The sequence below is a fragment of the Acidovorax sp. NN32 genome, from assembly GCF_057597245.1.
In genome coordinates this window covers 2,900,147-2,922,943 of the sequence record NZ_CP199679.1, presented here as the reverse complement: position 1 = coordinate 2,922,943, position 22,797 = coordinate 2,900,147, and the positions used below count along the sequence as shown (strand labels likewise).

At 65.7% G+C, this 22,797-nt stretch carries 17 protein-coding genes; 13 read left to right on the top strand and 4 right to left on the bottom strand.

Going from position 1 to position 22,797, the window contains the following annotated elements:
- The first annotated feature begins 72 nt into the window (after positions 1-72).
- The 8 genes from ACT89O_RS13610 to ACT89O_RS13575 all read left to right on the top strand — a co-directional run bounded on the left by ACT89O_RS13610 (position 73) and on the right by ACT89O_RS13575 (position 15,519).
- Positions 73-1,530, top strand: coding sequence for a short-chain fatty acyl-CoA regulator family protein (locus tag ACT89O_RS13610; protein ID WP_487260316.1), 1,458 nt, complete (start codon positions 73-75; stop codon positions 1,528-1,530).
- A gap of 255 nt (positions 1,531-1,785) precedes the next feature.
- On the top strand, positions 1,786-4,968 hold the full coding sequence (locus ACT89O_RS13605) for a bifunctional diguanylate cyclase/phosphodiesterase (protein WP_487260315.1): 3,183 nt from the start codon (positions 1,786-1,788) through the stop codon (positions 4,966-4,968).
- 289 nt (positions 4,969-5,257) lie between these two features.
- Entirely contained in the window at positions 5,258-8,782 is a 3,525-nt protein-coding gene (gene smc, locus ACT89O_RS13600) for a chromosome segregation protein SMC (protein ID WP_487260314.1), read from the top strand.
- 22 nt (positions 8,783-8,804) lie between these two features.
- Positions 8,805-9,923 carry a cell division protein FtsZ gene (locus tag ACT89O_RS13595; RefSeq protein ID WP_487260313.1) on the top strand — a complete coding sequence of 373 codons (1,119 nt, stop codon included), beginning with the start codon at positions 8,805-8,807 and terminating at the stop codon, positions 9,921-9,923.
- A gap of 8 nt (positions 9,924-9,931) precedes the next feature.
- On the top strand, positions 9,932-10,399 hold the full coding sequence (locus ACT89O_RS13590) for a GNAT family N-acetyltransferase (RefSeq protein WP_487260312.1): 468 nt from the start codon (positions 9,932-9,934) through the stop codon (positions 10,397-10,399).
- Complete coding sequence (gene ligA / locus ACT89O_RS13585; RefSeq protein ID WP_487260311.1) at positions 10,392-12,545, top strand: NAD-dependent DNA ligase LigA; 2,154 nt, start codon at positions 10,392-10,394, stop codon at positions 12,543-12,545. Before ACT89O_RS13590 ends, ligA begins: the two co-directional genes overlap by 8 nt.
- A gap of 28 nt (positions 12,546-12,573) precedes the next feature.
- Positions 12,574-14,907, top strand: coding sequence for a penicillin-binding protein 1A (locus tag ACT89O_RS13580; RefSeq protein ID WP_487260310.1), 2,334 nt, complete (start codon positions 12,574-12,576; stop codon positions 14,905-14,907).
- Positions 14,908-15,120: 213 nt separating this feature from the next.
- Positions 15,121-15,519: a collagen-like domain-containing protein gene (locus ACT89O_RS13575; protein WP_055397836.1), complete on the top strand. Its 399-nt coding sequence runs from the start codon at positions 15,121-15,123 to the stop codon at positions 15,517-15,519.
- A gap of 57 nt (positions 15,520-15,576) precedes the next feature.
- Here ACT89O_RS13575 and ACT89O_RS13570 read toward each other — a convergent pair whose 3' ends face one another.
- The 3 genes from ACT89O_RS13570 to ACT89O_RS13560 form a co-directional block, all read right to left on the bottom strand.
- Positions 15,577-15,801 carry a DUF1737 domain-containing protein gene (locus ACT89O_RS13570; protein WP_487260309.1) on the bottom strand — a complete coding sequence of 75 codons (225 nt, stop codon included), beginning with the start codon at positions 15,799-15,801 and terminating at the stop codon, positions 15,577-15,579.
- A gap of 8 nt (positions 15,802-15,809) precedes the next feature.
- On the bottom strand, positions 15,810-16,361 hold the full coding sequence (locus ACT89O_RS13565) for an NUDIX hydrolase (RefSeq protein ID WP_055397838.1): 552 nt from the start codon (positions 16,359-16,361) through the stop codon (positions 15,810-15,812).
- A gap of 122 nt (positions 16,362-16,483) precedes the next feature.
- Positions 16,484-17,179 carry a fumarylacetoacetate hydrolase family protein gene (locus ACT89O_RS13560; protein ID WP_487260308.1) on the bottom strand — a complete coding sequence of 232 codons (696 nt, stop codon included), beginning with the start codon at positions 17,177-17,179 and terminating at the stop codon, positions 16,484-16,486.
- Between the two features lie 169 nt (positions 17,180-17,348).
- Between ACT89O_RS13560 and ACT89O_RS13555 the strand changes: the two genes are divergently transcribed.
- The 3 genes from ACT89O_RS13555 (at position 17,349) to pgeF (ending at position 19,446) form a co-directional block, all read left to right on the top strand.
- Positions 17,349-17,804, top strand: a complete 456-nt coding sequence (locus ACT89O_RS13555) for a MarR family winged helix-turn-helix transcriptional regulator (RefSeq protein ID WP_176886041.1) — start codon at positions 17,349-17,351, stop codon at positions 17,802-17,804.
- Positions 17,805-17,905: 101 nt separating this feature from the next.
- Complete coding sequence (gene maiA / locus ACT89O_RS13550; protein WP_487260307.1) at positions 17,906-18,574, top strand: maleylacetoacetate isomerase; 669 nt, start codon at positions 17,906-17,908, stop codon at positions 18,572-18,574.
- Positions 18,571-19,446 (top strand): peptidoglycan editing factor PgeF, encoded by an 876-nt coding sequence (pgeF, locus tag ACT89O_RS13545; RefSeq protein ID WP_487260306.1) that lies wholly within the window; start codon positions 18,571-18,573, stop codon positions 19,444-19,446. Before maiA ends, pgeF begins: the two co-directional genes overlap by 4 nt.
- Here pgeF and ACT89O_RS13540 read toward each other — a convergent pair.
- Entirely contained in the window at positions 19,366-19,692 is a 327-nt protein-coding gene (locus tag ACT89O_RS13540) for a hypothetical protein (RefSeq protein WP_487260305.1), read from the bottom strand. The two genes, pgeF and ACT89O_RS13540, sit on opposite strands and share 81 nt — an antisense overlap.
- 124 nt (positions 19,693-19,816) lie before the next feature.
- Here ACT89O_RS13540 and ACT89O_RS13535 point away from each other — a divergent pair, with 124 nt between their 5' ends.
- Positions 19,817-21,517, top strand: coding sequence for a PHA/PHB synthase family protein (locus ACT89O_RS13535; RefSeq protein ID WP_487260304.1), 1,701 nt, complete (start codon positions 19,817-19,819; stop codon positions 21,515-21,517).
- Between the two features lie 74 nt (positions 21,518-21,591).
- Positions 21,592-22,770, top strand: a complete 1,179-nt coding sequence (locus ACT89O_RS13530; protein WP_121420226.1) for an acetyl-CoA C-acetyltransferase — start codon at positions 21,592-21,594, stop codon at positions 22,768-22,770.
- Positions 22,771-22,797: the final 27 nt, after the last annotated feature.

Genomic DNA, 22,797 nt, shown 5'->3' with positions numbered 1-22,797 from the left:
TGCAAAACCGTCAATTTGCAAATATTGCGAATGATGGTGAAGGTGCTGCGACGCACCACTGAGAAAGATGGAATGAAAAAAACCTTCATGGGTGTGCGCTTGCGCCGCCTGCGCGAAGAGCGCGGCATGACCCAGGTGGCGCTGGCCCGGGCGCTGGACCTGTCGGCCAGCTACCTCAACCAGCTGGAGCAGAACCAGCGCCCGCTCACGGTGCCCGTTCTGCTCAAGATCAACGCCGTGTTCGGTGTGGATGTGCAGCGGTTTTCTGACGACGACGAGGCGCGTCTGATCACCGGCCTTCGAGAGGTGCTGGCTGACCTGCCTGCGGGTGTGGGCGGGGAGGGCGCGGGCGATGCCGTCTCGCTGGCCGAGATCCGCGAGCTGGCCGCAGGTATGCCTGCCGTCGCGCGCACACTACTGGCGCTCCACCAGCGGCACCGGCAGGCCCTGGAGCGGCTGGCGGCCCTGGGCAATGACCGCAGCGGCGAGGGCGTGTTGGCCCCGCACCCACCCATGGCCTATGAAGAAGTGCGCGACTTCTTCTTTGCGCGCCAGAACCATATTGCCGAGCTGGACGATGCGGCCGAGCGATGTGCCGCCGACTGGGGCCTGCTGCCCGGCCGGGCCGATGAGGCGCTGGCCCAACGCCTGCTCGTGGCCCACGGGGTGCGCGTGGTGGATGTGGCCGACCTGCCTGGCCAGGCGCAGCGCGTGTTCCAGGCCGAGGCCGGGCTGCTGCAGCTGGCGGCGGGGTTGGAGCGCGGGCAGCGCGCGTTTCAGATGGCGACGCAGCTGGCGTTTCTGGAGCAGGGCGCGGAGCTGCAGCGCTTGGCCGACAGCGCCGGGCTGTCCAGCGACCAGGCCCGGGCGCTGGCGCGCATCGGTCTGGCCAACTACTTTGCGGGGGCGCTGGTGCTGCCCTACACGGCCTTTTTGGAGGCGGCCGAAGCGGCGCGCTACGACATCGACCGACTGGGCCAGCAGTTTGGTGTCGGCTTCGAGACCGTGTGCCATCGCCTGTCCACCTTGCAGCGGCCCAGCGCGCGGGGCGTACCGTTCTTCTTCATCCGGGTGGACCGGGCGGGCAACATCAGCAAGCGGCAGTCGGCCACACACTTTCACTTCAGCAAGATCGGCGGCACCTGCCCGCTGTGGAATGTGTACGAGGCCTTCGCACAGCCCGGCCGCATCGTGCCGCAGGTGGCGCGCATGCCCGATGGCCGCGCCTACCTGTGGGTGGCCCGCGCGGTGTCGCGCAGCGGGGGCGGGTGGGGCGCGCCCGGCAAGGAGTTCTCGGTGGCACTGGGCTGCGACATCCGGCATGCACCGCAGCTGGTGTATTCCCGTGGGCTGGACCTCGCCAACCCCGAGGCCGCCGTGCCCATCGGCATGGGCTGCAAGGTGTGTGAGCGCGACGCCTGCCCGCAGCGGGCGTTTCCCCCCATAGGGCGCTCGCTGGATGTGAACGAGAATCGAAGCCGCTTTGCACCGTACCCGGTGGCGGGCCGCCCGGGGCAGACACTCTCTTGACCTGGGTTATGAAAACCGCTCATCAATTCATAGCTGTCGACGCATGAGGGTGTTGCGCTGACGGCACTTTCTACCAAATAACTGATTGGTAACCAGTTGTTGTGCCGCCGCTTGCTCCAACGGATGGCAGATTGCCGCTATCCTGCGCTTTGCCCGAATCCTTGGTGCGGCTGCCATGGCACATACCCATAACGCAGGTACCTTTGTCCAGGCTCTGCTCTGACACCGAATTCCAACGCCCACCCGCCCCACGCCATGGCCCCACTGACGCAAAACGGTCGATACCGGCACTGGATGGCCGGGTTGGGCGTGGCTGTGCTCGGAGTGACGGTAAGCCTTTGGCTGGCCTGGCAGCAGGCCGACTCTGTGGCCCAGGTCGGGCGCGCGCGGTTCATGCAGGAGGCGCGCGGGTTTGCCGATGCGCTGAGCCAGCGCATCGAAGGGCATACCGAAGTCGTCAACGGCCTGCGCGGCCTGTTCACGGCGAATCCCCACCTCACGCGCCTGGAGTTTGAGCGCGCGGCCAGCGACCTGGAGGTGGGCCAGCGCTACCCCGGTGTGCGCAACCTGTCGTTCACCCGCTGGGTGCCTGGCGCCGAGCGGGCCGCCTACGAAGCCCGCGTGCGTGCCGACACTTCGCTGACCTCCCAGGGCTACCCCAACTTCACCATCCGGCCGCCGGGCGAACGGGCGGAATACTTTGTGGCCGAATACCTGTGGCCCATGGCAGGCAACGAAGGTGTGCTGGGCTTTGACATCAGCAGCCAGCCCACCAACCTGGCCGCCATGCAGTACAGCCGGGACAGCGGCCACACTGTGGTCTCTGCCCCGTTTGATTTGCTGCAGGAAGAAACACACCGCCAGGGGTTTGTGATCCGCGTGCCGGTTTTTGACTACACGGCGGGCACGCCGGAGCCCCGCTTCCTGGGGGCCGTGGCGTCCACCATCCGGGTGTATGACCTGGTGCAGGCGCTGGGCAGCCAGGGCCTGCTCAACGGGATCGTCGTGTCCATGGCCGACCATGGTTCGGTGCGGGCAGGCTCTGCCGACTCCACGGTGCGGCCCTTGCTGGCACAGTCATCGGCGGCATTGCCGGGGGCGCAGCCGTTTGTGCGCGACCTGCAGGTGCATGACCGGCGCTGGCGACTGACCTTCTACCCGGCGCGCTCGTTCCTGTCGCCCTCCGAGGCGCGGCTGCCCGTGCTTGTAGGGCTGGGCGGTGCGCTGGTCTCCTTGCTGCTCGCGTCTACGGTGGGCCTGCTGGTGCGCCAGCGCACGCTGGCCCTCGCACGGGCCCAGGTGTCCGAAGATGCCCGGCGCGAAAGCGAAGAGCGGTTTCATGCTTTGTTCAACCAGGCCAGCGTGGGCGTGGCGCTGCTGGACACCACCACCGGCCGATTTCTGCGCGCCAACCAGCGCTATTGCGACATCGTGGGCTACAGCCCTGACGAGATGGCTGCGCTCCATGTCCAGGCCCTCATCCATCCTGACGACCTGGAGGCCGACACGCAGCACCTGGAACGCCTCAAGAAAGGCGAAGTGCCCGAGTACCGGCTCGAAAAGCGCTACCTCCACAAGAGCGGGCACATCGTGTGGGTGGACCTCACGGTGTCGCCCATGTGGGTACCCGGGGCCCGGCCTGACCACCACATCGCGGTGGTGCAGGACATCACCGCGCGCAAGCGCATGGAAGACACCCTGCGCAGCAACGAGCACCGGCTGCGCGGCATCCTGGAACGCCTGCCCATGGGCCTGTGCCTGGTTCAGACCGACGGCCGCATCAGTTTTCGCAACGACCGCTACGTGCAGATCTGCGGCTACACGGCGCAAGACGTACCGGACGTGGAAACCTGGTGGCAGCGCGCTTACCCCGACGAATCTGAACGCACCGCTGTCCACGATGCCTGGCGCCAGGCCGCAAAGCAGGCCGTGGCGGGCGACGGGGTCATACCCGCCCGCGAATACACCATTCGCTGTGCCGACGGCACACGGCGGCCCGTCGAGGTGTCGGGAGTTGTGGTGGAGGGCGGGCACCTTGTCACCATGCAGGACCTGAGTCAGCGCAAGGCGGCCGAGGAAGAGATCAACAACCTGGCCTACTACGACCCGCTCACCCGCTTGCCCAACCGCCGCCTGCTCATGGACCGGTTGCAGCAGGCGTTGGCCACCAGTGCCCGCCACCAGCGCAGCGGCGCCTTGCTGCTGCTGGATCTGGACAATTTCAAGACACTGAACGAAACCCGGGGCCACGACAGCGGCGACAACCTGCTGCTGCAGGTGGCCCACCGGCTGCGCTATTGCGTGCACGAGGACGACACCGTGGCCCGCCAGGGGGGCGACGAGTTTGTGGTGGTGCTGGAAGACCTGGGCGACAACCCTGAGGAGGCTGCGGCCCGCAGCGAAGAGGTGGGTCAGCGCATCCTGACCGCCCTGCGCGAGCCCTACGTGCTCAACGGCGCGGCGCACCACAGCTCGCTGAGCATGGGGGTCACCATTTTCAGCGGCATGCGCGAGACGGTCGACGAGCTGCTCAAGCGGGCCGACCTGGCGCTCTACCAGGCCAAAAATGCGGGCCGCGACACCCTGCGCTTTTACGACCCCCAGATGCAGGCTGCTGTCAGCGCGCGCGCCGCGCTGGAGCTGGACATGCGCATCGGCCTGGCGCAGGGCCAGTTCGAGCTGTACTACCAGCCGCAGATCGACCGGGGCCGCATCACGGGGGCCGAGGCGCTGCTGCGCTGGCGCCATCCCCGCGACGGCTTTGTCTCGCCTGCGCATTTCATTCCGCTGGCGGAAGAGACCGGCCTCATCCTTCCGCTGGGTGAATGGGTGCTCCAGGCGGCCTGCGCGCAACTGGCCCGCTGGGCGCGGCACGCGGACCTGGCGGGTTTGGGGCTGGCCGTGAACGTGAGCCCGCGCCAGTTCCACCAGGCCGGTTTTGTGGCCCAGGTGCTGGCAGCACTGGCCAGCTCAGGCGCGCAGGGGCCGCAGCTCAAGCTGGAACTGACTGAGGGCCTGCTGCTGCAGGACGTGGAAGACACGATCGAAAAGATGGGCCAGCTCAAGGGATATGGTGTGGGCTTCTCGCTGGACGACTTTGGTACCGGGTACTCGTCGCTGGCCTACCTCAAGCGCCTGCCGCTGGACCAGCTCAAGATCGACCAAAGTTTTGTGCGCGACGTGCTCACCGACCCCAACGACGCCGCCATCGCCCGCACCGTGGTGGCCCTGGGCACCAGCCTGGGCCTGCGCGTGATCGCCGAAGGGGTGGAAACCGAGGCCCAGCGCGAGTTTCTGGAGCGCCACAACTGCCACGCCTGGCAGGGCTACCTCTTCAGCCCGCCCGTGCCCGTGGCCGAGTTTGAGGCACTGGTGCGCAAAACCAATGGGGTGGATGCGCAGGACCCGCAGGACGCACACGACGCACACGGCGCGTAACCCAGGAACGCTGCCCCCATCCGGCCCCGGGCCTTGCTGGCACTGCTGCAGAATATCAATATTCATAGCGTGAAATCGTTTCTGGATAAGCGGTAGGGCCTGTTTTTTCCAAATGTTTCTGTCGCACCCTCGCTCTGGCGTCTGGGCATGCTGCCAAGGGCCCGTGGTCATCGGGCGGCGCGGTATCATTCCGCCCTTGCTGCGGCCTGCGTGTTCCGGCCCGGAACGTCCGTCTGGCGCCACTTTTTGCACCCCAGCCTTCTTCCTCTTTTTGCCCGCCCCCTGACCCGTGCGTCTCACCTCGATCAAGCTTTCCGGTTTCAAGTCGTTCGCTGAACCCACCAACTTCATGCTGCCCGGGCAACTGGTCGGCGTGGTGGGCCCGAACGGCTGCGGCAAGTCCAACATCATGGATGCGGTGCGCTGGGTGCTGGGCGAGAGCAAGGCCAGCGAGCTGCGTGGCGAGTCCATGCAGGACGTGATCTTCAGCGGCACCACCACCCGCAAGCAGGCCAGCCGCGCCAGTGTGGAGCTGGTCTTCGACAACTCCGACCACCGTGCGGGCGGGCAGTGGGGCCAGTACGGCGAGGTGGCCGTGCGCCGCGTGCTCACGCGTGACGGCACCAGCAGCTACTACCTCAACAACCAGCCCGTGCGCCGCCGCGACGTGCAGGACGTGTTCCTGGGTACGGGCCTGGGGCCCCGTGCCTACGCCATCATCGGCCAGGGCACCATCAGCCGCATCATCGAAAGCCGCCCTGAGGAACTGCGCCTGTTCCTCGAAGAGGCTGCGGGCGTCTCCAAATACAAGGAGCGCCGCCGCGAGACCGAAAACCGCCTGTCGGACACGCGCGAGAACCTCACGCGTGTCGAAGACATCCTGCGCGAGCTGAATGCCAACCTCGAAAAGCTCGAAAAGCAGGCCGAGGTGGCCGCCAAATACAACACGCTGCATGCCGATGCGACGCTCAAGCAGCACCAGCTGTGGTTTTTGAAGCGGGCCGAGGCCGAGGAGCAGCAGAACAAGGTGCGCCTGGACGGCCTGCAGGCCGTGAATGACCTCGAATCGCGCATGGCCGACCTCCGCGCGGTCGAGTCGGACCTCGAAACTATCCGCCAGGCCCACTACGCAGCGGGCGATCAGGTCAACCAGGCCCAGGGCAAGCTCTACGAAGCTACGGCCGAGGTCGGCAAGCTCGAAGCCGAGATCCGCTACGTGGTCGAGGGCCGCCAGCGCGTGGAGCAGCGCCTGGTGCAGCTGGCAGAGCAGATCGCGCAGTGGCAGACCCGCAAGGAAGAGGCCGACATCGAACTGGAAAACCTGGCCGGTGCGGGTGTGGACGCCGAAGAACGCGCCGAGCTGCTGGCCGCCCAGGTCGAAGAACAAGCCATGCAGCTGCCCGACCTGGAAGAGGCCCTGCGCCAGGCGCAAAGCCGCACGGCCGAGCAACGGACTGCCGTGGTGCAGGTGCAGCAGCAGATTGGCGTGCTCGCCGCCGAGCAGCGCAGCTTTGACGAGCAAAGCCGCCAGCTCGATGCCCGCTTCGAGCGCCTGCGCACCGACCGCAATGCGCTGGCCGCGCCCGACGAAGCCCGCCTGACCAACTTGCGTGAGCAGCTCGAAGAAGCGCAAGAGATCGCTGAAACCACCGCAGCCCGCCTGCACGAGCTGCAGGAGTCCGTGCCCCAGCTGGACGACGACCGCCGCGCCCGCCAGCAGGCCGTGAACAGCGAGAGCGCACGCCAGGCTGAGCTGTCGGCCCGCATGGAGGCCCTCAAGGCGCTTCAGGAAAAGGTCAAGACCGACGGCAAGCTGCGCCCCTGGCTCGCCAAGCACGGCCTCGATGGCTTGCAGGGCCTGTGGAGCCGCATCCACATCGAACCCGGCTGGGAAAACGCGCTCGAAGCGGCCCTGCGCGAGCGCCTGGCCGCCTTGGAAGTAGGGCGCCTGGACATGGTGCGCGGCTTCCTGGGCTCGGGCGGCAACGACGCGCCGCCCGCGCGCCTGGCCTTCTACAGCGCCCCCGCTGCGGGCCACCCCGAAACATCGTCGCCCCATGCTCGCCTGTCGGACCTGCTGCGCCTGAACGACGCGGGCCTGCGTGCCGTGTTGGTGGACTGGCTGCAAGGCTGCTACACCGCCCCCACGCTGGACGACGCCCTGGCCCGCCGCAGCACGCTGCAACCCGGGGAGGTGGTGTTTGTTCCTACCGGCCATGCCGTCAGTGCGCACAGCGTGAGCTTTTACGCGCAGGACTCCGAGCAGTCCGGCATGCTGGCCCGCGCCCAGGAGATCGAGCACCTCGAAAAGGAATTGCGCGCGCAGGCGCTGATCGCCGAAGAATCACGCACCGCTTTGGTCCGTGCGGAAGCGGCCTATGCCGATGCCTCGCAGCGCCTCGTGGCCGCACGCCGCGAAGCGACCGAAACACAAAGCCGCGCCCACGAGCTGCAGGTCGAAACCCTGCGCCTCACGCAGTTGGCCGAACAGACCCGCGCGCGCAGCCAGCAAATCGACGGCGACCTGGCCGAAGTGGAGGCCCAGCTGGCCGACCTGCAGGAACGCCGCGTGGCGGCCGAAGCGCGTTTTGAAGAATTGGACATGCAGCTGGCCGACAGCCAGGAGCGCGAAGCGCAACTGGGCGACAAGGTCATCGAGGCTGAGCGCAAGCTCACCGCCTGCCGCGAACAGCAGCGCACGCTGGAGCGCCAAGCGCAAGAGGCCACCTTCTCGCAACGCAGCCTGGAGGCGCGCCGCGCCGAACTCAACCGCTCCATCGAAACCGCCACCCAGCAGGCCAAGGCCCTGGCCGACGAAGAGCAGCGCGCGCGCGACGAGCTTGCCCGCCTGTCGGATGCCGCTGCGCAAGGCGGCCTGCAGGCCGCGCTGGAAGTGAAGATGGAGCGCGAAAAGGCGCTCGCCGCCCAGCGCAGCGAATACGACGATCTGACGACCAAGCTGCGCGCCAGCGATGAACGCCGCATGCAGCTCGAACGTGCGCTCGACCCGCTGCGTGCGCGCATCACCGAATTCCAGCTCAAGGAGCAGGCCGCGCGCCTGGGCTTGGAGCAGTACACCACCTTGCTGACCGACGCCCAGGCCGACCTCGAAGCCGTGGCCCAGTCGATCACCGAAGGCAATGTGCGCGTGGGTGGCCTGCAAAGCGAAATCGACCGTCTGCACCGCGAGATCGCCGCTCTGGGCGCCGTGAACCTGGCAGCACTGGACGAACTGAAGCTGGCCAGCGAACGCAAGATCTTCCTCGATGCGCAAACCGCCGACCTGACCGAGGCCATGAACACGCTGGAAGACGCGATCCGCAAGATCGATGGCGAAACACGCCAGCTGCTCTCAGGCACTTTCGATACGGTCAACGGCCACTTCGGGCGCATGTTCCCCGAGCTGTTTGGCGGCGGCCAGGCCAAGCTCATCATCACGGGCGACGAAATCCTTGATTCCGGTGTGCAGGTGATGGCCCAGCCACCCGGCAAGAAGAACCAGACCATTCACCTGCTGTCGGGGGGCGAAAAGGCCCTCACGGCCATCGCACTGGTGTTTGCCATCTTCCAGCTCAACCCCGCGCCGTTCTGCCTGCTGGACGAGGTGGACGCGCCGCTGGACGACGCCAACACCGAGCGTTATGCCAAGCTCGTGTCCAGCATGAGCAAGGGCACGCAGTTTTTGTTCATCAGCCACAACAAGATCGCGATGGAAATGGCCGAGCAACTGATCGGCGTGACCATGCAGGAGCAGGGCGTGTCGCGCATCGTAGCGGTGGACATGGAGTCCGCGCTTTCGATGGCCGACGCCTGAAAAACTCAAATTCTCTGAACCCATGAGCACATTGCAACTGAGTCTGGCCATCATCGGCGGTCTGGTGCTGGCCCTCATCGTGGCCTACAACACCTGGACCTCGCGCCGCAATGCGCCCAAGCGCGCGCTGCCGCAAGAGCCGGTGGATCCCGCGGGCGAGCCGACCCAGCGCCAGGAGCCCGGCTTCGATGCGGGGGCTGCCGTGGCCGTACCGCCGGGTGAGTTTCACGGCCTCGACCGGGGCCCCGATCCCTCGGAGCACGCGGTGGATGCCGATGAGGCCCTGCAGCTGCCCGTGCCACCGTTTTCGCTGGAGCGTCGCCCCGGGCTCGATCCGCTCATCGATGTCATTGCATCGCTGCAGCCCGAGCATGTGGTGTCGGGCGATGCTGCCCTGGCCGCGCTGCCGCCGACCCGCCGCGCAGGCAGCAAGCCGTTTGCCATCGAAGGCCTCAACGAAGCGAACCAGCAGTGGGAAACCCCTGCACCGGGCCAGCGCTACCAGAGCTTCCAGGCCGGTGTGCAGCTGGCCAACCGCATGGGCGCGCTCAACGAGATCGAGTTCTCCGAGTTCGTCGTCAAGGCCCAGGCGTTTGCCGACGCCATCAATGCCGCCCCTGACTTCCCCGACATGCTGCAGGAAGTGGCCCGCGCCCGCGAGCTGGACCAGTTCGCCAGCGACCACGACGCCCAGCTCATGTTCATGCTGCGCGCCCGCCAGGCCGCCTGGAGCCCCGGCTACGTGCAGCAGAACGCCGCCCGCTTGGGCTTTGTGCCCGGAGCCATGCCCGGCCGCCTGGTGCTGCCTGCCAGCGCACAGGGCTTGCCGCCCCTGCTCACGCTGGGCTACGACACCCAGGCTGCGCTGGCCGAAGACCCCGACCAGTCCGCCATCCGCGACATCACGCTGAGCCTGGACGTGGCGCAAGTCCACCGTGCCGAACAACCCTTTGCGCGCCTGCGCGACGTAGGGGCCGCGCTGTGCGACGCGATGGATGGGGTGCTCTGCGACCAGAACGGCCAGCCGCTGCCCGCGATGGCCATGGATCCGATTGCTGCGGACCTGGAGCTGCTGTATGACCAGCTCGATGGACGGGATCTGTCGGCCGGGTCGGTGCTGGCGCGACGACTTTTCAGCTAGTGCAGCGCATGAGTGCAATGCAGGTCCGTCTGGCAACCGAAGCTGACCACGGCGCTGTCAAAGCTCTGTACAGAGAACTGCGGCCTCAGGACCCCGAGGTGGACAGTGATGCGTCCTTGACGCATTTTCGTGTCGTGTTGCAGTCTCCGCAGGCGCGCCTCGTCGTTGCGCTTTGCGAAGGCGAAGTCGGTGCCACCTGCATGCTGGCTTCGATCCCCAATTTCGCGAGTGCAGGAATGCCCATCGGTGTCATTGAGCACGTGATTACGGGCGAGCGCTTTCGTCGCCGGGGGCTGGCACTTGCTGCTCTGGAGTTCGCTCTGGATGCAGCTTGGACAATGAATTGCTGCAAGGTATTTCTTCTCTCGGGTGCTCAACGCAAGCAAGCGCACCGACTCTATGAATCTGCCGGCTTTGTTGGCAACCAGGAATTGGGCTTCGTCCAGAAGAACCCCAGGGCGGTCCGCCATGACTGAGCAATCTGATCTTTTTTCGGCTCCAGCGCCCGCAGATCAAGCGCAACCAGCTATCAAAATCAAAGCACTGCGCGACCAGCTCAACCACTGGGCGCACCAGTACTACGTGCTGGACGAACCCACGGTGCCCGATGCCGAATACGACCGTGTGTTCCGCGAGTTGCAGGCGCTGGAGGCTGCGCACCCCGACCTCGTCACCCCCGATTCGCCCACGCAGCGCGTGATTGGTGCGGTGATGGAGGGCTTGGCATCGGTGCGCCACGCGGTGCCCATGCTCAGCATCCACACCGAAACCGACACCGAGGCCACCGGCGCGCAGGCGTTTGATGCCCGCGTGCGGCGCGAGCTGGGCCTGTCGGAATCTGACCCTGCCATCGAATACGTGGCCGAGCCCAAGTTCGACGGCCTGGCCATGAGCTTGCGCTACGAAAACGGCCGTCTGGTGCAAGCCGCTACGCGCGGTGATGGTGAGGTGGGCGAGGACGTGACGCACAACATCCGCACGATCCGGCAGATACCCCTCACGCTGCCTGGCGGTGTACCGCCGCTGCTCGAAGTACGTGGCGAGGTCTACATGCGCCGCGCAGACTTTGATGCTCTCAACGAGCGCCAGCGAGAGCAGGGCGGCAAGACCTTTGTGAACCCACGCAACGCCGCAGCGGGTGCGGTGCGCCAGCTCGACTCCGGCATCACCGCCCAGCGCCCCTTGAGCTTTTTTGCCTATGGCCTGGGCGCCATCACGCCGCCCGGCGATGGCGGGCCGGTGTTCCGCACGCACTACGAGATGCTGCAGACGCTGAAGTCCTGGGGTTTTCCAGTTGCAGCGCAGGTGCAGATTGCGGTAGGTGCTACTGAATTGGTAGCATTTCACCAGCAGGTGGGAGCCAGCCGCGATGCGCTGCCGTACGACATCGACGGTGTGGTCTACAAGGTCAATTCCCTGCAGTTGCAGCGCGACCTGGGCTTCAAGACCCGCGAGCCGCGCTGGGCCGTGGCGCACAAGTACCCGGCGCAGGAGATGGCCACCAAGGTCGAGGGCATCGACGTGCAGGTGGGGCGTACGGGCAAGATCACGCCGGTAGCGCGTCTTACTCCTGTGTTTGTCGGTGGGGTTACCGTCACCAATGCCACGCTGCACAACCTGTTCGAGATTCGCAAAAAAGGCGTGCGGGTGGGCGATCAGGTGATCGTGCGCCGAGCCGGTGATGTGATTCCCGAAGTCGTGGGAGTCATGCCCCCACTCACCGATGCAACGGAAGTCATTTCTGTTGATGGTGTCCCTATCAAGCAACGTCACGGAAATCCTCCTCGCGAGGTATACGTCTCCAACTTTCGCATGCCCAAGGTCTGCCCCGTGTGCGGTAGCGATGTGGTCCGCGAAAAGGGCGAAGCCAACCACCGCTGCACGGGTGGCCTGTTCTGCGCCGCACAGCGCAAGGAGGCCATCCTGCACTTCGCCGCGCGCCGCGCCATGGACATCGAAGGCCTGGGCGACAAGCTGGTGGACCAGCTGGTGGACGCCAACGTGATCCGCACGCTGCCTGACCTGTACCGGCTGGGCCTCACGTCGCTCATCGCGCTGGAGCGCATGGCCGAGAAGTCGGCCCAGAACGTGCTGGCTGCGCTCGAAAAATCCAAGCAGACCACCTTGCCGCGCTTCCTGTTCGGTCTGGGGCTGCGCCATGTGGGCGAGGCCACGGCCAAGGACCTCGCTCGGCACTTTGGCACGCTGGACGCCATCATGGATGCGAGCGTGGAGCAGTTGCTGGAGGTGAACGATGTGGGCCCCGTGGTGGCACAGAGCCTGCACACCTTCTTCCAGCAGCCGCACAACCGTGAGGTGGTCGAGCAACTGCGCGCCTGCGGCGTGACCTGGCCCGAAGGCCCGGTGGCCGAGCGTGCCCCGCAGATCCTGGCGGGCAAGACGGTGGTGCTGACCGGCACCTTGCCCACGCTCAGCCGTGATGTCGCCAAGGACATGCTGGAAGCCGCTGGTGCCAAGGTGGCCGGTTCGGTCAGCAAGAAGACCAGCTATGTGGTGGCGGGCGCCGAGGCCGGCAGCAAATTGGCCAAGGCCGAAGAGCTTGGCGTGCCCGTGCTGGACGAAGCCGGCATGCTGGCCCTGCTGTCGGGCACAGGCGCCTGAAGCAATCTCCCCTTTCTCTGAGTTTTTGATGCGCACATTGCTGCTTTCCTTTCAGGCCCGCGCGGCGGCCCTGTTCCGCTGGCTGGCCGGCCTGTTCGCCTGGATACCCCGCCCGCTGCGCCGCGCGCTGATGTGGGGAGCCCTGGCCGTGCCTGCCGCCGTGCTGGTCTACACGCTGGTGCTGATCCCGTTCACCCCCTCCATCAGCGACATCCGCAAGGCCAAGAGCGAGCTGCCCGCGCAGCTCATGTCGGTGGACGGCAAGCTGCTGGCCGAATACCGCTGGGCCAACCGTGAATGGGTGGAGTTGAGCCAGATATCACCCAACGTGGTGAATGCGCTCATCGCCACCGAAGACCACCGTTTCTACGACCACTTCGGGCTCGACTGGCGGCGCACGGCGTCGTCGGTGGTGCACACGCTGCGCGGCGACCCACAGGGCGGCTCCACCATCACGCAGCAGCTGGCGCGCAACCTGTTCCCTGAGGAAATCGGGCGCTCGCGCGTGTTCCCACAGGCCCTCACGCGCAAGCTCAAGGAGGCGATCACCGCGCTCAAGATCGAGGCGTCGTACACCAAGGACGAGATCCTGGAGACTTACCTCAACACCGTGCCGTTCCTCTACAACGCCTACGGTATCGAGATGGCCGCGCGCACGTATTTCGACAAGTCGGCCGACAAGCTCAACGTGCTGGAAAGCGCCACGCTGATCGGCATGCTCAAGGGCACGGCCTACTACAACCCCGTGCTCAACCCCGAGCGTGCCCAGGCACGGCGCAACACCGTGCTGTCGCAAATGGTCAAGCGCGGCAAGCTCGAAGAAAAGCAGCTGGAGGCCCTGCAAAAACGCCCGCTGCGCGTCAATTTCGAGCGTCAGACCGAGGTCATGGGCCCCGCGCCCCACTTTGCGATGCAGCTGCGCAAGCAGCTCATCGAGTGGGCCGACAGCCATGGCTACAACCTGTATGCCGATGGCCTGGTGATCCGCACCACCATCGACTCGCGCCTGCAGGCCATTGCCAACCAGGCCGTGGCGCGCCAGGGGCGCCAGCTGCAGGGCGTGGCCGACACCGCCTGGTCCCAGCGCAATGGCTGGGGCCCGAAGAGCGAGCTGGTGCAGACGCTGGTGCGCGAAAGCCCCGAATACCGCAACGCCGTGGACAAGGGCCAGGCCCCGGAAGAGGCATTGCAGGCGCTGCTGGATGACACCGCCTACCTGCAGAAACTGCGCGCCGAGAAGACGCGCGTGCAGGCTGGTTTTCTGGCGCAGGACCCGGTCACTGGCCATGTGCTGGCGTGGGTGGGCAGCCGCGACTTTGCGCAAGACCCGTTCGACCATGTGCAGGCGGCGCGGCGCCAGCCTGGCTCCACGTTCAAGCCCTTTGTGTATGGCGCGGCGTTTGCCAGTGGCGCGTCGCCCAGCGATACGCTGATGGACGGGCCCGTAGAAATCCCCCTGGGCGGAGGCCGCGTGTGGCGCCCCACCGATGGCGGCCCGCCCAGCGACCAGCCCATGACGCTGGCCGATGGCCTGGCGTTTTCCAAGAACACCATCACCGCACAGGTCATGCAGCAGGTGGGCCCGGCCCGCGTGGCCGAGGTGGCCCGGGCCCTGGGGGTGCGCCAGTCGCCGCTGGAAGAGGTGCCATCTCTGGCGCTCGGCACCAGCCCGGTCACCCTGAAGGAAATGGTGACGGCCTACAGCTCCATCGCCAATCTGGGCCGCTATGTGGAGCCCGTGCTGATTACCCGCATCGAGGACCGCCACGGCAAGGTGCTGGAGACTTTTGCGCCGTCTGCCCCCGAAACGGTTTTCGAGCCACGCGCCGCGCAGACCTTGCGCAATACCATGCGCGGCGCCATCGACCGGGGCACGGCCACCGCAATCCGCACCCGCTATGGCATCCAGGCCGATGTGGCGGGCAAGACCGGCACCACGCAGGACAACACCGACGGCTGGTTCATCCTGATGCACGCGCGCGTTGTGGCGGGTGCCTGGGCGGGTTTCAACGACGGCCGCATCACGCTGCGCAGCGATGCGTGGGGGCAGGGGGCGCGCAGCGCGTTGCCCATGGTGGGCGAGTTCATGCAGCAGGCCATTCGCACCAGGGCGATCAACGGGAATGACCGCTTTGTAGACGAGTTTGTGGATACCCCCCCGCCACCGGCGGATGGATCACTGGGCGCGATGCGGGAATGGATTCGGGGCCTGTTCGGAGGGGATGCGCAATCCCCCTCTGCACCGGCCCCCTGGCCCGGAACTCCGCCACGGCCCAGCGGTGATGGGCTGCCACCGGTCACCACGGACCCTGCTGGTTCGTCCCGGCCGCCTGTGCCAGCCGAGGAGCGGGTGGGCGGGTAGGTGCGAAGCGGCGGGGTGGGCCTGCGCACCCCAAGCCACCGAAGCGTTGCACAACGCTGCCAACTTTGACGTTGTAGGACGGCGTCGCCAGTCACTCCATGGTGCGGCTGGCGCCTGGCTTATGCGCGTAAACGAACAGACCTTTCATGGTGGGGCCCGCACATTGGCCCATGCAGTCGTTGTTGGACTGCATGCAACGCCAAAGGACTCACCATGAAAACGATTACCACCACCTTGCTTGTGCTGGCCACCCTCACCCTCGGCGCCTGCACCGGCCCCATGGGCCCCCCGGGAGCGCAGGGCAATACCGGCAATACGGGATATACCGGCAAGACCGGTGACACCGGCTATACCGGAGCCACCGGAGCCACGGGCAACCAGGGAAACACGGGTTACACAGGGGCTACGGGCAGCATGGGGTCCACAGGGGCCACAGGCGGGCAGGGCAGCACGGGTGCTACCGGCATGCAAGGCGCCACGGGCTACCAGGGGGATACAGGTGCCACGGGTGCCAAGGGCAACACCGGCAACACTGGTAGCAAGGGCAACACCGGTAATACCGGAACCTCGGGCGATGGCAGTACCGTCATCGTCATACCCGCCAAGCCGTGACACGGCGCGCTCGGCGGCTGACGGCCCGCGACCGGCGATGCGTCGGACGGGCGGAGGTCAGACCACTGTGCCAGGCCACACAATGGCCTGCGCCACGATCACGTTCTGGCCGTTGAACGTGGCGGCGGGGGATCCGTACAACCGGTAGCCCAGTGCCAGCGCGTCGCTGACACGGCGGCAAAAGCTGGCGTCATCAGGGCCTGTGAGCAAGCGGTAGGCTGGCAGGCCATCGGGAGGTGTGCTGGCCGGGGCAGGGGACGTTGGGGTGGTAGTGGCAGTCATCCCACGGCCTATTCGATGTCAATGAAGTGCATACCCATGGCGCCCGCCTTGCGGTCGGCAAAGTAGCATTCCAGGGTTTCCTTCACGGTGCGGAAGGCCAGTTCGTCCCAGGGTACCTCGTCTTCGGCAAACAGGCGCGCCTCGATGGTCTCGTAGCCGGGGTTGAACTGGTCGCTCAGCAGCGTGGCGCGGTAAAACAGGTGTACCTGGCCCACACGGCGCACATTCAGCAGGCTGAACAGCGGGCCCATTTCAATCTGGGCGCCAGCCTCTTCGTCTGTTTCTCGCGCGGCGCCCTGGGCCGTGGTTTCGTCCAGCTCCATGAAGCCTGCGGGCAGGGTCCACTTGCCCCAGCGGGGTTCGATATTGCGCTTGCACAGCAGGATGCGGCCATCGGGCAGTGCGGGCACCGTGCCCACCACGTTGAGCGGGTTCTCGTAGTGCACCGTGTTGCAGACGGGGCACACCGCGCGCTGTTTGGTGTCGCCGTCGTCCGGCAGGCGGTAGACCACGGCGGTGCCACAGGCGCGGCAGTGTTTGATGGGGCTGCGGAAGGTCATCGGAGGATTTTTCGAATCAAATCGGCTGCCAGCGCTCGTTCTATAAGCGCAAGCAGCTATGAAAAGCATAGTGCAGGGGCTGTGCGTCCAGACTGGGGCCCCGCGGCGCCCCGGCCAGGGCGTTACACCACGCTCAAGCGCAGCGTGCCCAGGCCTTCGACACCACCCTCCAGCACATCGCCGCGCACCACGGCGCCCACGCCTTCGGGGGTGCCTGTGTAGATCAGGTCGCCGGGCTGCAGCTCCCACGCGGCCGAGAGGTGTTCGATGGTTTCGGCAATGTTCCAGATCAGCTGCGCCACACTGCTGCGCTGCTTGTCCGTTCCGTTGACCTGCAGCCAGATGGCCGCCTTGGCAACGTCGCCCGCCTGGGCGGCCGGGGTGATGGGGCCAATGGGCGCGCTGGCATCAAAGCCCTTGCCGATGCACCAGGGGCGGCCCTGTTTTTTCATGTCGTTCTGCAGGTCGCGGCGTGTCATGTCCAGGCCCACGGCATAGCCATAGATGTGTGCCAATGCGTCGGCGGCCTTGATGTTTTTGCCACCCTTGCCGATGGCCACGACCAGTTCGATCTCGTGGTGCAGGTTGGCGGTGAGGCTGGGGTAGGGCAGCTGGCCCGTTTCACCCGCGTTGACCACCACGATGGCATCGGCGGGCTTCATGAAGAAGAAGGGTGGCTCGCGGCCGGTGAAGCCCATTTCCTTGGCATGCTCTTCATAGTTGCGGCCCACGCAATAAATGCGGTGTACGGGAAAGCGGTCGCCGCTGCCCGCCACGGGCACGCTGGCCACGGGGGCGGGAGAAAACACGTAGCTCATGTCAGCCTCTCGAATTTCTGGGTTCAATGGAAATGAATGGTTGCCGGACGGCGCGGATGCCAGGGCAGGGACTGTGTCGCAAAAACCCCGGGGTGGACCCTGCGCGGCCTCGGTGTGGCAGTGTGCCATGGGCGCGGGCTGCCTGCTGGGGGGCGCTACACTCGCGCCCATGGCAAAGAGCTTCGATTTCCACAATACGCCAGGCCACCTGGTGCGCCGTGCCCACCAGCGAACCGTGGCGCTTTTCATGGAAGAGACTGCGGGGTTTGACGTGACGCCGGTGCAGTTCGCCATCCTGCACGAGCTGCTGGCACGGCCCGGTGAAGACCAGGTCACGCTGGCGTCCCGCGTGGCGTTCGACGCTGCCACATCGGGCTCGGTGATTGGGCGGCTCGAAAAACGCGGCTGGATCCGCCGTGAGCCCGACACCCGTGACCGCCGCCGCAAACTGCTGTGGATCACCCCCGAGGGCGAGGTGGCCGCGCTACAGATGCGTGATGCCGCCCAGCGTGTGCAGGAGCGGCTGATGGCGCCACTCAACGCGCAGGAGCGCGTCGATCTGATGTCCATCCTGTCCAAGGTTGTCTACAACCACCAGGACCCGGCAGGGGCCTCGGGCGCCTGACGGACCCGGGCGGCCCCGAGGCTTGCCCATTCAGCGCCCGCGGTAGTGTGGGGCCCCACTGTCACGCTTTGAAACGTCCCCTTTCACAACGTATTTTCTGCATGCAGCTGTACAACTACTTCCGCTCCTCCGCCTCGTTCCGTGTGCGCATCGCGCTGCAGATCAAGGGCCTGCCATACGACTACATCCCCGTGCACCTCGTCAAGGGTGAGCACCAGGCCCCCGCGTACGCCAGCCGCATCGGCGATGCGCTGGTACCCACGCTCGTGACCGATGACGGAGCGGCGCTGTCCCAGTCGATGGCCATCATCGAATACCTGGAGGAAACCCACCCTACGCCCGCGCTGCTGCCTGCCACGCCCCTGGCGCGGGCACACGTGCGTGCGCTGGCGCAGATGGTGGCGTGCGAAATCCATCCCATCAACAACCTGCGCGTTCTCAAGTACCTGGTGCGCGAGCTGAAGGTGGACGAGGGGGCCAAGAACGCGTGGTACCACCACTGGGTGCGCAGCGGGCTGGAGGCCTTTGAGCGCCAGCTGGCACTGTTGGCGCAAGAGCTCGAAACCCAGGGCCTGCCTCCCTCCGTGCTGTGCTGGGGCGACACCCCCACGCTGGCCGACTGCTGCCTGGTGCCGCAAATCTTCAACGGCCAGCGTTTCAACGTGGACCTCGGTGGCCTGCCACTCACGATGGGGGCATTCGACGCCTGCATGGCGTTGCCTGCCTTCCAGAAGGCCCAGCCGTCCGCCTGCCCGGACCACGAAGCTTGACCCCGCACGAAGGCCCTCTGGCGGCGGCCGACTGTCTGGTGCCCGACTGGCCCGCGCCCGAGGGCGTGTTTGCACTGTGCACCACACGCACGGGGGGCGTGAGCCTGCCACCCTATGACAGCCTGAATCTGGGGACCCATGTGGGTGATGACGCGGCCGCCGTGCACACCAACCGCATGCGGCTGCAATCCACGGTCGCTGCGGTGGTGAATGGCACACGGGCGGTGTTTCTGAACCAAGTACACGGCGATGGCGTGGTGCACCTGGGCAGCAGCACACCCGATGGCATCGACGCCGATGCCTGCGTGGCCACCGCGCCCGGCGTGGCCTGCACCATCATGGTGGCGGATTGCCTGCCGGTGCTGCTAGCACACCGCTCAGGCCGTGTGGTGGCGGCGGCACATGCAGGCTGGCGCGGGCTGGCCGGAGTGGGCGGGCAGGGAGTGCTGGAATCGGTTTTCAAGCGTTTTGAGGCCCTGGCGCTGGATGGCAAAGCGCCAAATGCTATCAAAATAGAAGCAAACGATCCTGCCCAAACGTTCGCCCAGGACACCCTGGTCTGGCTGGGGCCCTGTATTGGCCCGCAGGCCTTTGAAGTGGGGGCCGAGGTGCGCGCGGCATTTTGCGAGGCGAACCCGGCTTCAGAGGCGTGTTTTGTGCCCAGTGGCAGTGCCAAAGGCAAATACCTGTGCGACCTGGCTGGACTGGCTCGACTGCGGCTGCAGGCGCTGGGGATCACCCACATCCACGGCAACGATGGCACATCGCCTTGGTGCACCGTAACCAACGCTTCACGGTTCTTTTCGCACCGCCGCGACAGTGGAGCCCTCGGCGCTAGCGGGCGCTTCGCCGCCTGCATCTGGCGCAGCTGACGCCGTGGCAGTGGTTGCGGCTGCGGCTTGCTCCGCATCGTAGGCCGCCTGCTCTGCGGCCTCGCGTGCCTTGATTGCCCGCTTGCGCGAAGGAGTGCCAAGGATGTACACCAGAATGCCCATGGGCAGCATGCCATACAGCGCAAAGGTGATCACGGCGCCGAGCACGGTGCCGTTGGGGCTGGTGGCTTCGGCCACCGCCATCATGAGGGTGACGTAGGTCCAGGCGATGACGATGAGGTACATTGGTTTGTGTTCAGTGCAAGCGTTGAATCCGTTGCCATGTGCAAAGGGCTCGGCAACAATGAACCCGAGAGATAAAAAACCAGAAGCTTTGCCGCTGCGAGCGACCAATCACTGAGGAAAGAGCATGAATTCTGAATCACCCTGGGCCGAGAGCGCCGAGCAGTTCCAGAAGATTTTCGGGCAAAGCTGGTCGCAGGCGCTGCAGTCGTTCCAGAAGCTGGACATGGGCACCCAGGTTCCTGCAGCACCACCCCTGAAATTTTCGCCCACCAAGCTGCAGTCCCTGCAGCAGCAGTACCTGAAAGACGCGCAGGAACTCTGGGCCCAGGGCCTGCAGGGAACCCCCGAAGTCAAGGACCGCCGCTTCTCCGGCGAGGGCTGGGCCAGCAACCCCGTTGCTGCGTTCTCAGCCGCAGCCTACCTGCTCAATGCCCGCACCCTCATGGGGCTGGCCGACGCGGTGGAGGCCGACGAAAAGACCAAGGCACGCATCCGCTTTGGCGTGGAGCAGTGGATGGCTGCCATGGCACCCAGCAACTTCCTGGCCTTCAACGCCGAAGCACAGAAAAAAGCCATTGAGACCAAGGGCGAGAGCATTGCCAAAGGCATGCAGAACCTGCTGCACGACATCACGCAGGGCCATGTGTCGATGACCGACGAAAGCCTGTTCGAGGTGGGGCGCAACGTGGCCACTACGGAAGGCGCGGTGGTGTTTGAGAACGAGTTGTTCCAGTTGCTCGAATACAAGCCGTTGACCGCCAAGGTTTACGAGCGGCCCTTCCTGCTCGTGCCGCCGTGCATCAACAAGTTCTACATCCTCGACCTGCAGCCCGAGAACTCTTTGATCCGCTACGCCGTGGAACAAGGCCACCGGACCTTTGTGGTCAGCTGGCGCAACCCTGACGACAGCCTCGCCCACAAGACCTGGGACGATTACGTGGAAGACGGCGCCATGGCCGCCATCGACGTGGTGCAGAACATCACGGGCGCCGACCAGATCAATGCGCTGGGTTTTTGCGTAGGCGGCACCATCCTGAGCAATGCGCTGGCCGTGCTGGCGGCGCGCGGCGATGAGCCCGTGGCCAGCGCCACTTTCCTCACCACGCTGATCGACTTCACCGACACCGGTATCCTCGATGTGTTCATCGACGAGGCTTTCGTGAAGTTCCGTGAGATGCAGATGGGCAAGGGCGGCCTCATGAAGGGGCAGGACCTGGCCTCGACCTTCAGTTTTCTGCGCCCCAATGACCTCGTGTGGAACTACGTGGTGGGCAACTACCTCAAGGGCGAAACACCGCCCCCGTTCGACCTGCTGTACTGGAACAGCGACAGCACCAACCTGCCAGGCCCGTTTTACGCTTGGTACCTCCGCAATTTCTACCTTGAAAACAACCTCGTCCAACCGGGCAAGCTCACCGTGTGTGGCGAGAAGATGGACCTGGGAAACCTCACGCTGCCCGTCTACATCTATGGCTCGCGCGAGGACCACATCGTGCCCATCAACGCCGCCTATGCGTCCACCCAGGTGCTACCCGGCAAGAAGCGCTTTGTGATGGGTGCCTCGGGCCACATTGCGGGCGTCATCAACCCGCCCGCCAAAGGCAAGCGCAGCCACTGGATCCGCGCCGACGGCAAGCTACCCGCCACGCTCGACCAATGGCTGGACGGCGCTACCGAGCACCCCGGCAGCTGGTGGGCCGACTGGGCCGGCTGGCTCAAAGGCCATGCAGGCAAGCAGATTGCAGCGCCCAAGAGCTATGGCAAGGGCACCAAGTTCAAGGCCATCGAGCCCGCACCTGGCAGCTACGTGAAGCAGAAAGCCTGATACGCAAAAGTCCTGACTTTCAGCACTGCGAGAATTACCAAGCAACCAACAACCTCCAACCACAAGGACATTCCATGGAAGACATCGTCATCGTTTCGGCCGCCCGCACTGCTGTGGGCAAGTTTGGTGGTGCGCTGGCCAAGACGCCTGCGACCGAACTGGGCGCCATCGTGATCCGCGAAGCCATCGCGCGCGCGGGCCTGTCGTCCGACCAGATTGGTGAAGTCATCATGGGCCAGGTGCTGGCCGCTGGCGTGGGCCAGAACCCCGCCCGGCAGGCTTCCATGAAGGCCGGTGTGGCCAAGGAAACTCCTGCGCTCACGATCAATGCGGTGTGCGGCTCAGGCTTGAAGGCCGTGATGCTTGCTGCGCAGGCTGTGGCCTGGGGTGACAGCGAGATCGTCGTGGCTGGCGGCCAAGAGAGCATGAGCATGGCGCCCCACGTATTGCCCGGCTCCCGCGATGGCCAGCGCATGGGCGACTGGAAGCTGATCGACACCATGATCGTGGACGGTCTGTGGGACGTGTACAACCAGTACCACATGGGTATCACCGCTGAAAACGTGGCCAAGGCCTATGGCATCACGCGCGATATGCAGGATGCCCTGGCATTGGGCAGTCAGCAAAAGGCCGCCGCAGCGCAAGATGCCGGCAAGTTTGTGGACGAAATCGTGGGTGTGAGCCTGGCGCAGAAGAAGGGCGACCCCATCCTGTTCAACGCCGACGAATACCTCAACCGCAAGACCAACGCCGAAGCGCTGGCAGGCCTGCGCCCCGCATTCGACAAGGCCGGCAGCGTGACGGCGGGCAACGCATCGGGCCTGAACGACGGCGCAGCCGCTGTGGTGGTGATGACCGCTAAGAAAGCTGCAGCCCTGGGCCTCAAGCCCCTGGCACGCATCGCTGCATTCGGCACCAGCGGACTCGATCCCGCCACCATGGGCATGGGCCCGGTGCCAGCGTCACGCAAGGCCCTGCAGCGCGCAGGCTGGAACGCTGCCGATGTGGATCTGTTCGAGCTGAACGAAGCCTTTGCCGCACAAGCCTGCGCGGTGAACAAGGAATTGGGGATTGACCCTGCCAAGGTGAACGTGAACGGCGGTGCCATCGCCATCGGCCACCCCATCGGCGCTTCCGGCTGCCGCATCCTGGTGACCCTGCTGCACGAAATGCAGCGCCGCGATGCCAAGAAGGGCTTGGCAGCGCTGTGTATTGGTGGCGGCATGGGCGTGTCCCTGGCCTTGGAGCGCTAACAAGCCCCTGCGCCTGTTTGCACCTGC

What these genes read in the sequence shown, in the direction of transcription:
- ACT89O_RS13610 (WP_487260316.1), top strand. Translation starts at nt 73, where the DNA reads ATGAAAAAAACCTTCATGGGTGTGCGCTTGCGCCGCCTGCGCGAAGAG.
- ACT89O_RS13605 (WP_487260315.1), top strand. Translation starts at nt 1,786, where the DNA reads ATGGCCCCACTGACGCAAAACGGTCGATACCGGCACTGGATGGCCGGG.
- ACT89O_RS13595 (WP_487260313.1), top strand. Translation starts at nt 8,805, where the DNA reads ATGAGCACATTGCAACTGAGTCTGGCCATCATCGGCGGTCTGGTGCTG.
- ACT89O_RS13590 (WP_487260312.1), top strand. Translation starts at nt 9,932, where the DNA reads ATGAGTGCAATGCAGGTCCGTCTGGCAACCGAAGCTGACCACGGCGCT.
- ligA (WP_487260311.1), top strand. Translation starts at nt 10,392, where the DNA reads ATGACTGAGCAATCTGATCTTTTTTCGGCTCCAGCGCCCGCAGATCAA.
- ACT89O_RS13580 (WP_487260310.1), top strand. Translation starts at nt 12,574, where the DNA reads ATGCGCACATTGCTGCTTTCCTTTCAGGCCCGCGCGGCGGCCCTGTTC.
- ACT89O_RS13575 (WP_055397836.1), top strand. Translation starts at nt 15,121, where the DNA reads ATGAAAACGATTACCACCACCTTGCTTGTGCTGGCCACCCTCACCCTC.
- ACT89O_RS13570 (WP_487260309.1), bottom strand. Translation starts at nt 15,801, where the DNA reads ATGACTGCCACTACCACCCCAACGTCCCCTGCCCCGGCCAGCACACCT.
- ACT89O_RS13565 (WP_055397838.1), bottom strand. Translation starts at nt 16,361, where the DNA reads ATGACCTTCCGCAGCCCCATCAAACACTGCCGCGCCTGTGGCACCGCC.
- ACT89O_RS13560 (WP_487260308.1), bottom strand. Translation starts at nt 17,179, where the DNA reads ATGAGCTACGTGTTTTCTCCCGCCCCCGTGGCCAGCGTGCCCGTGGCG.
- ACT89O_RS13555 (WP_176886041.1), top strand. Translation starts at nt 17,349, where the DNA reads ATGGCAAAGAGCTTCGATTTCCACAATACGCCAGGCCACCTGGTGCGC.
- maiA (WP_487260307.1), top strand. Translation starts at nt 17,906, where the DNA reads ATGCAGCTGTACAACTACTTCCGCTCCTCCGCCTCGTTCCGTGTGCGC.
- ACT89O_RS13540 (WP_487260305.1), bottom strand. Translation starts at nt 19,692, where the DNA reads ATGTACCTCATCGTCATCGCCTGGACCTACGTCACCCTCATGATGGCG.
- ACT89O_RS13535 (WP_487260304.1), top strand. Translation starts at nt 19,817, where the DNA reads ATGAATTCTGAATCACCCTGGGCCGAGAGCGCCGAGCAGTTCCAGAAG.
- ACT89O_RS13530 (WP_121420226.1), top strand. Translation starts at nt 21,592, where the DNA reads ATGGAAGACATCGTCATCGTTTCGGCCGCCCGCACTGCTGTGGGCAAG.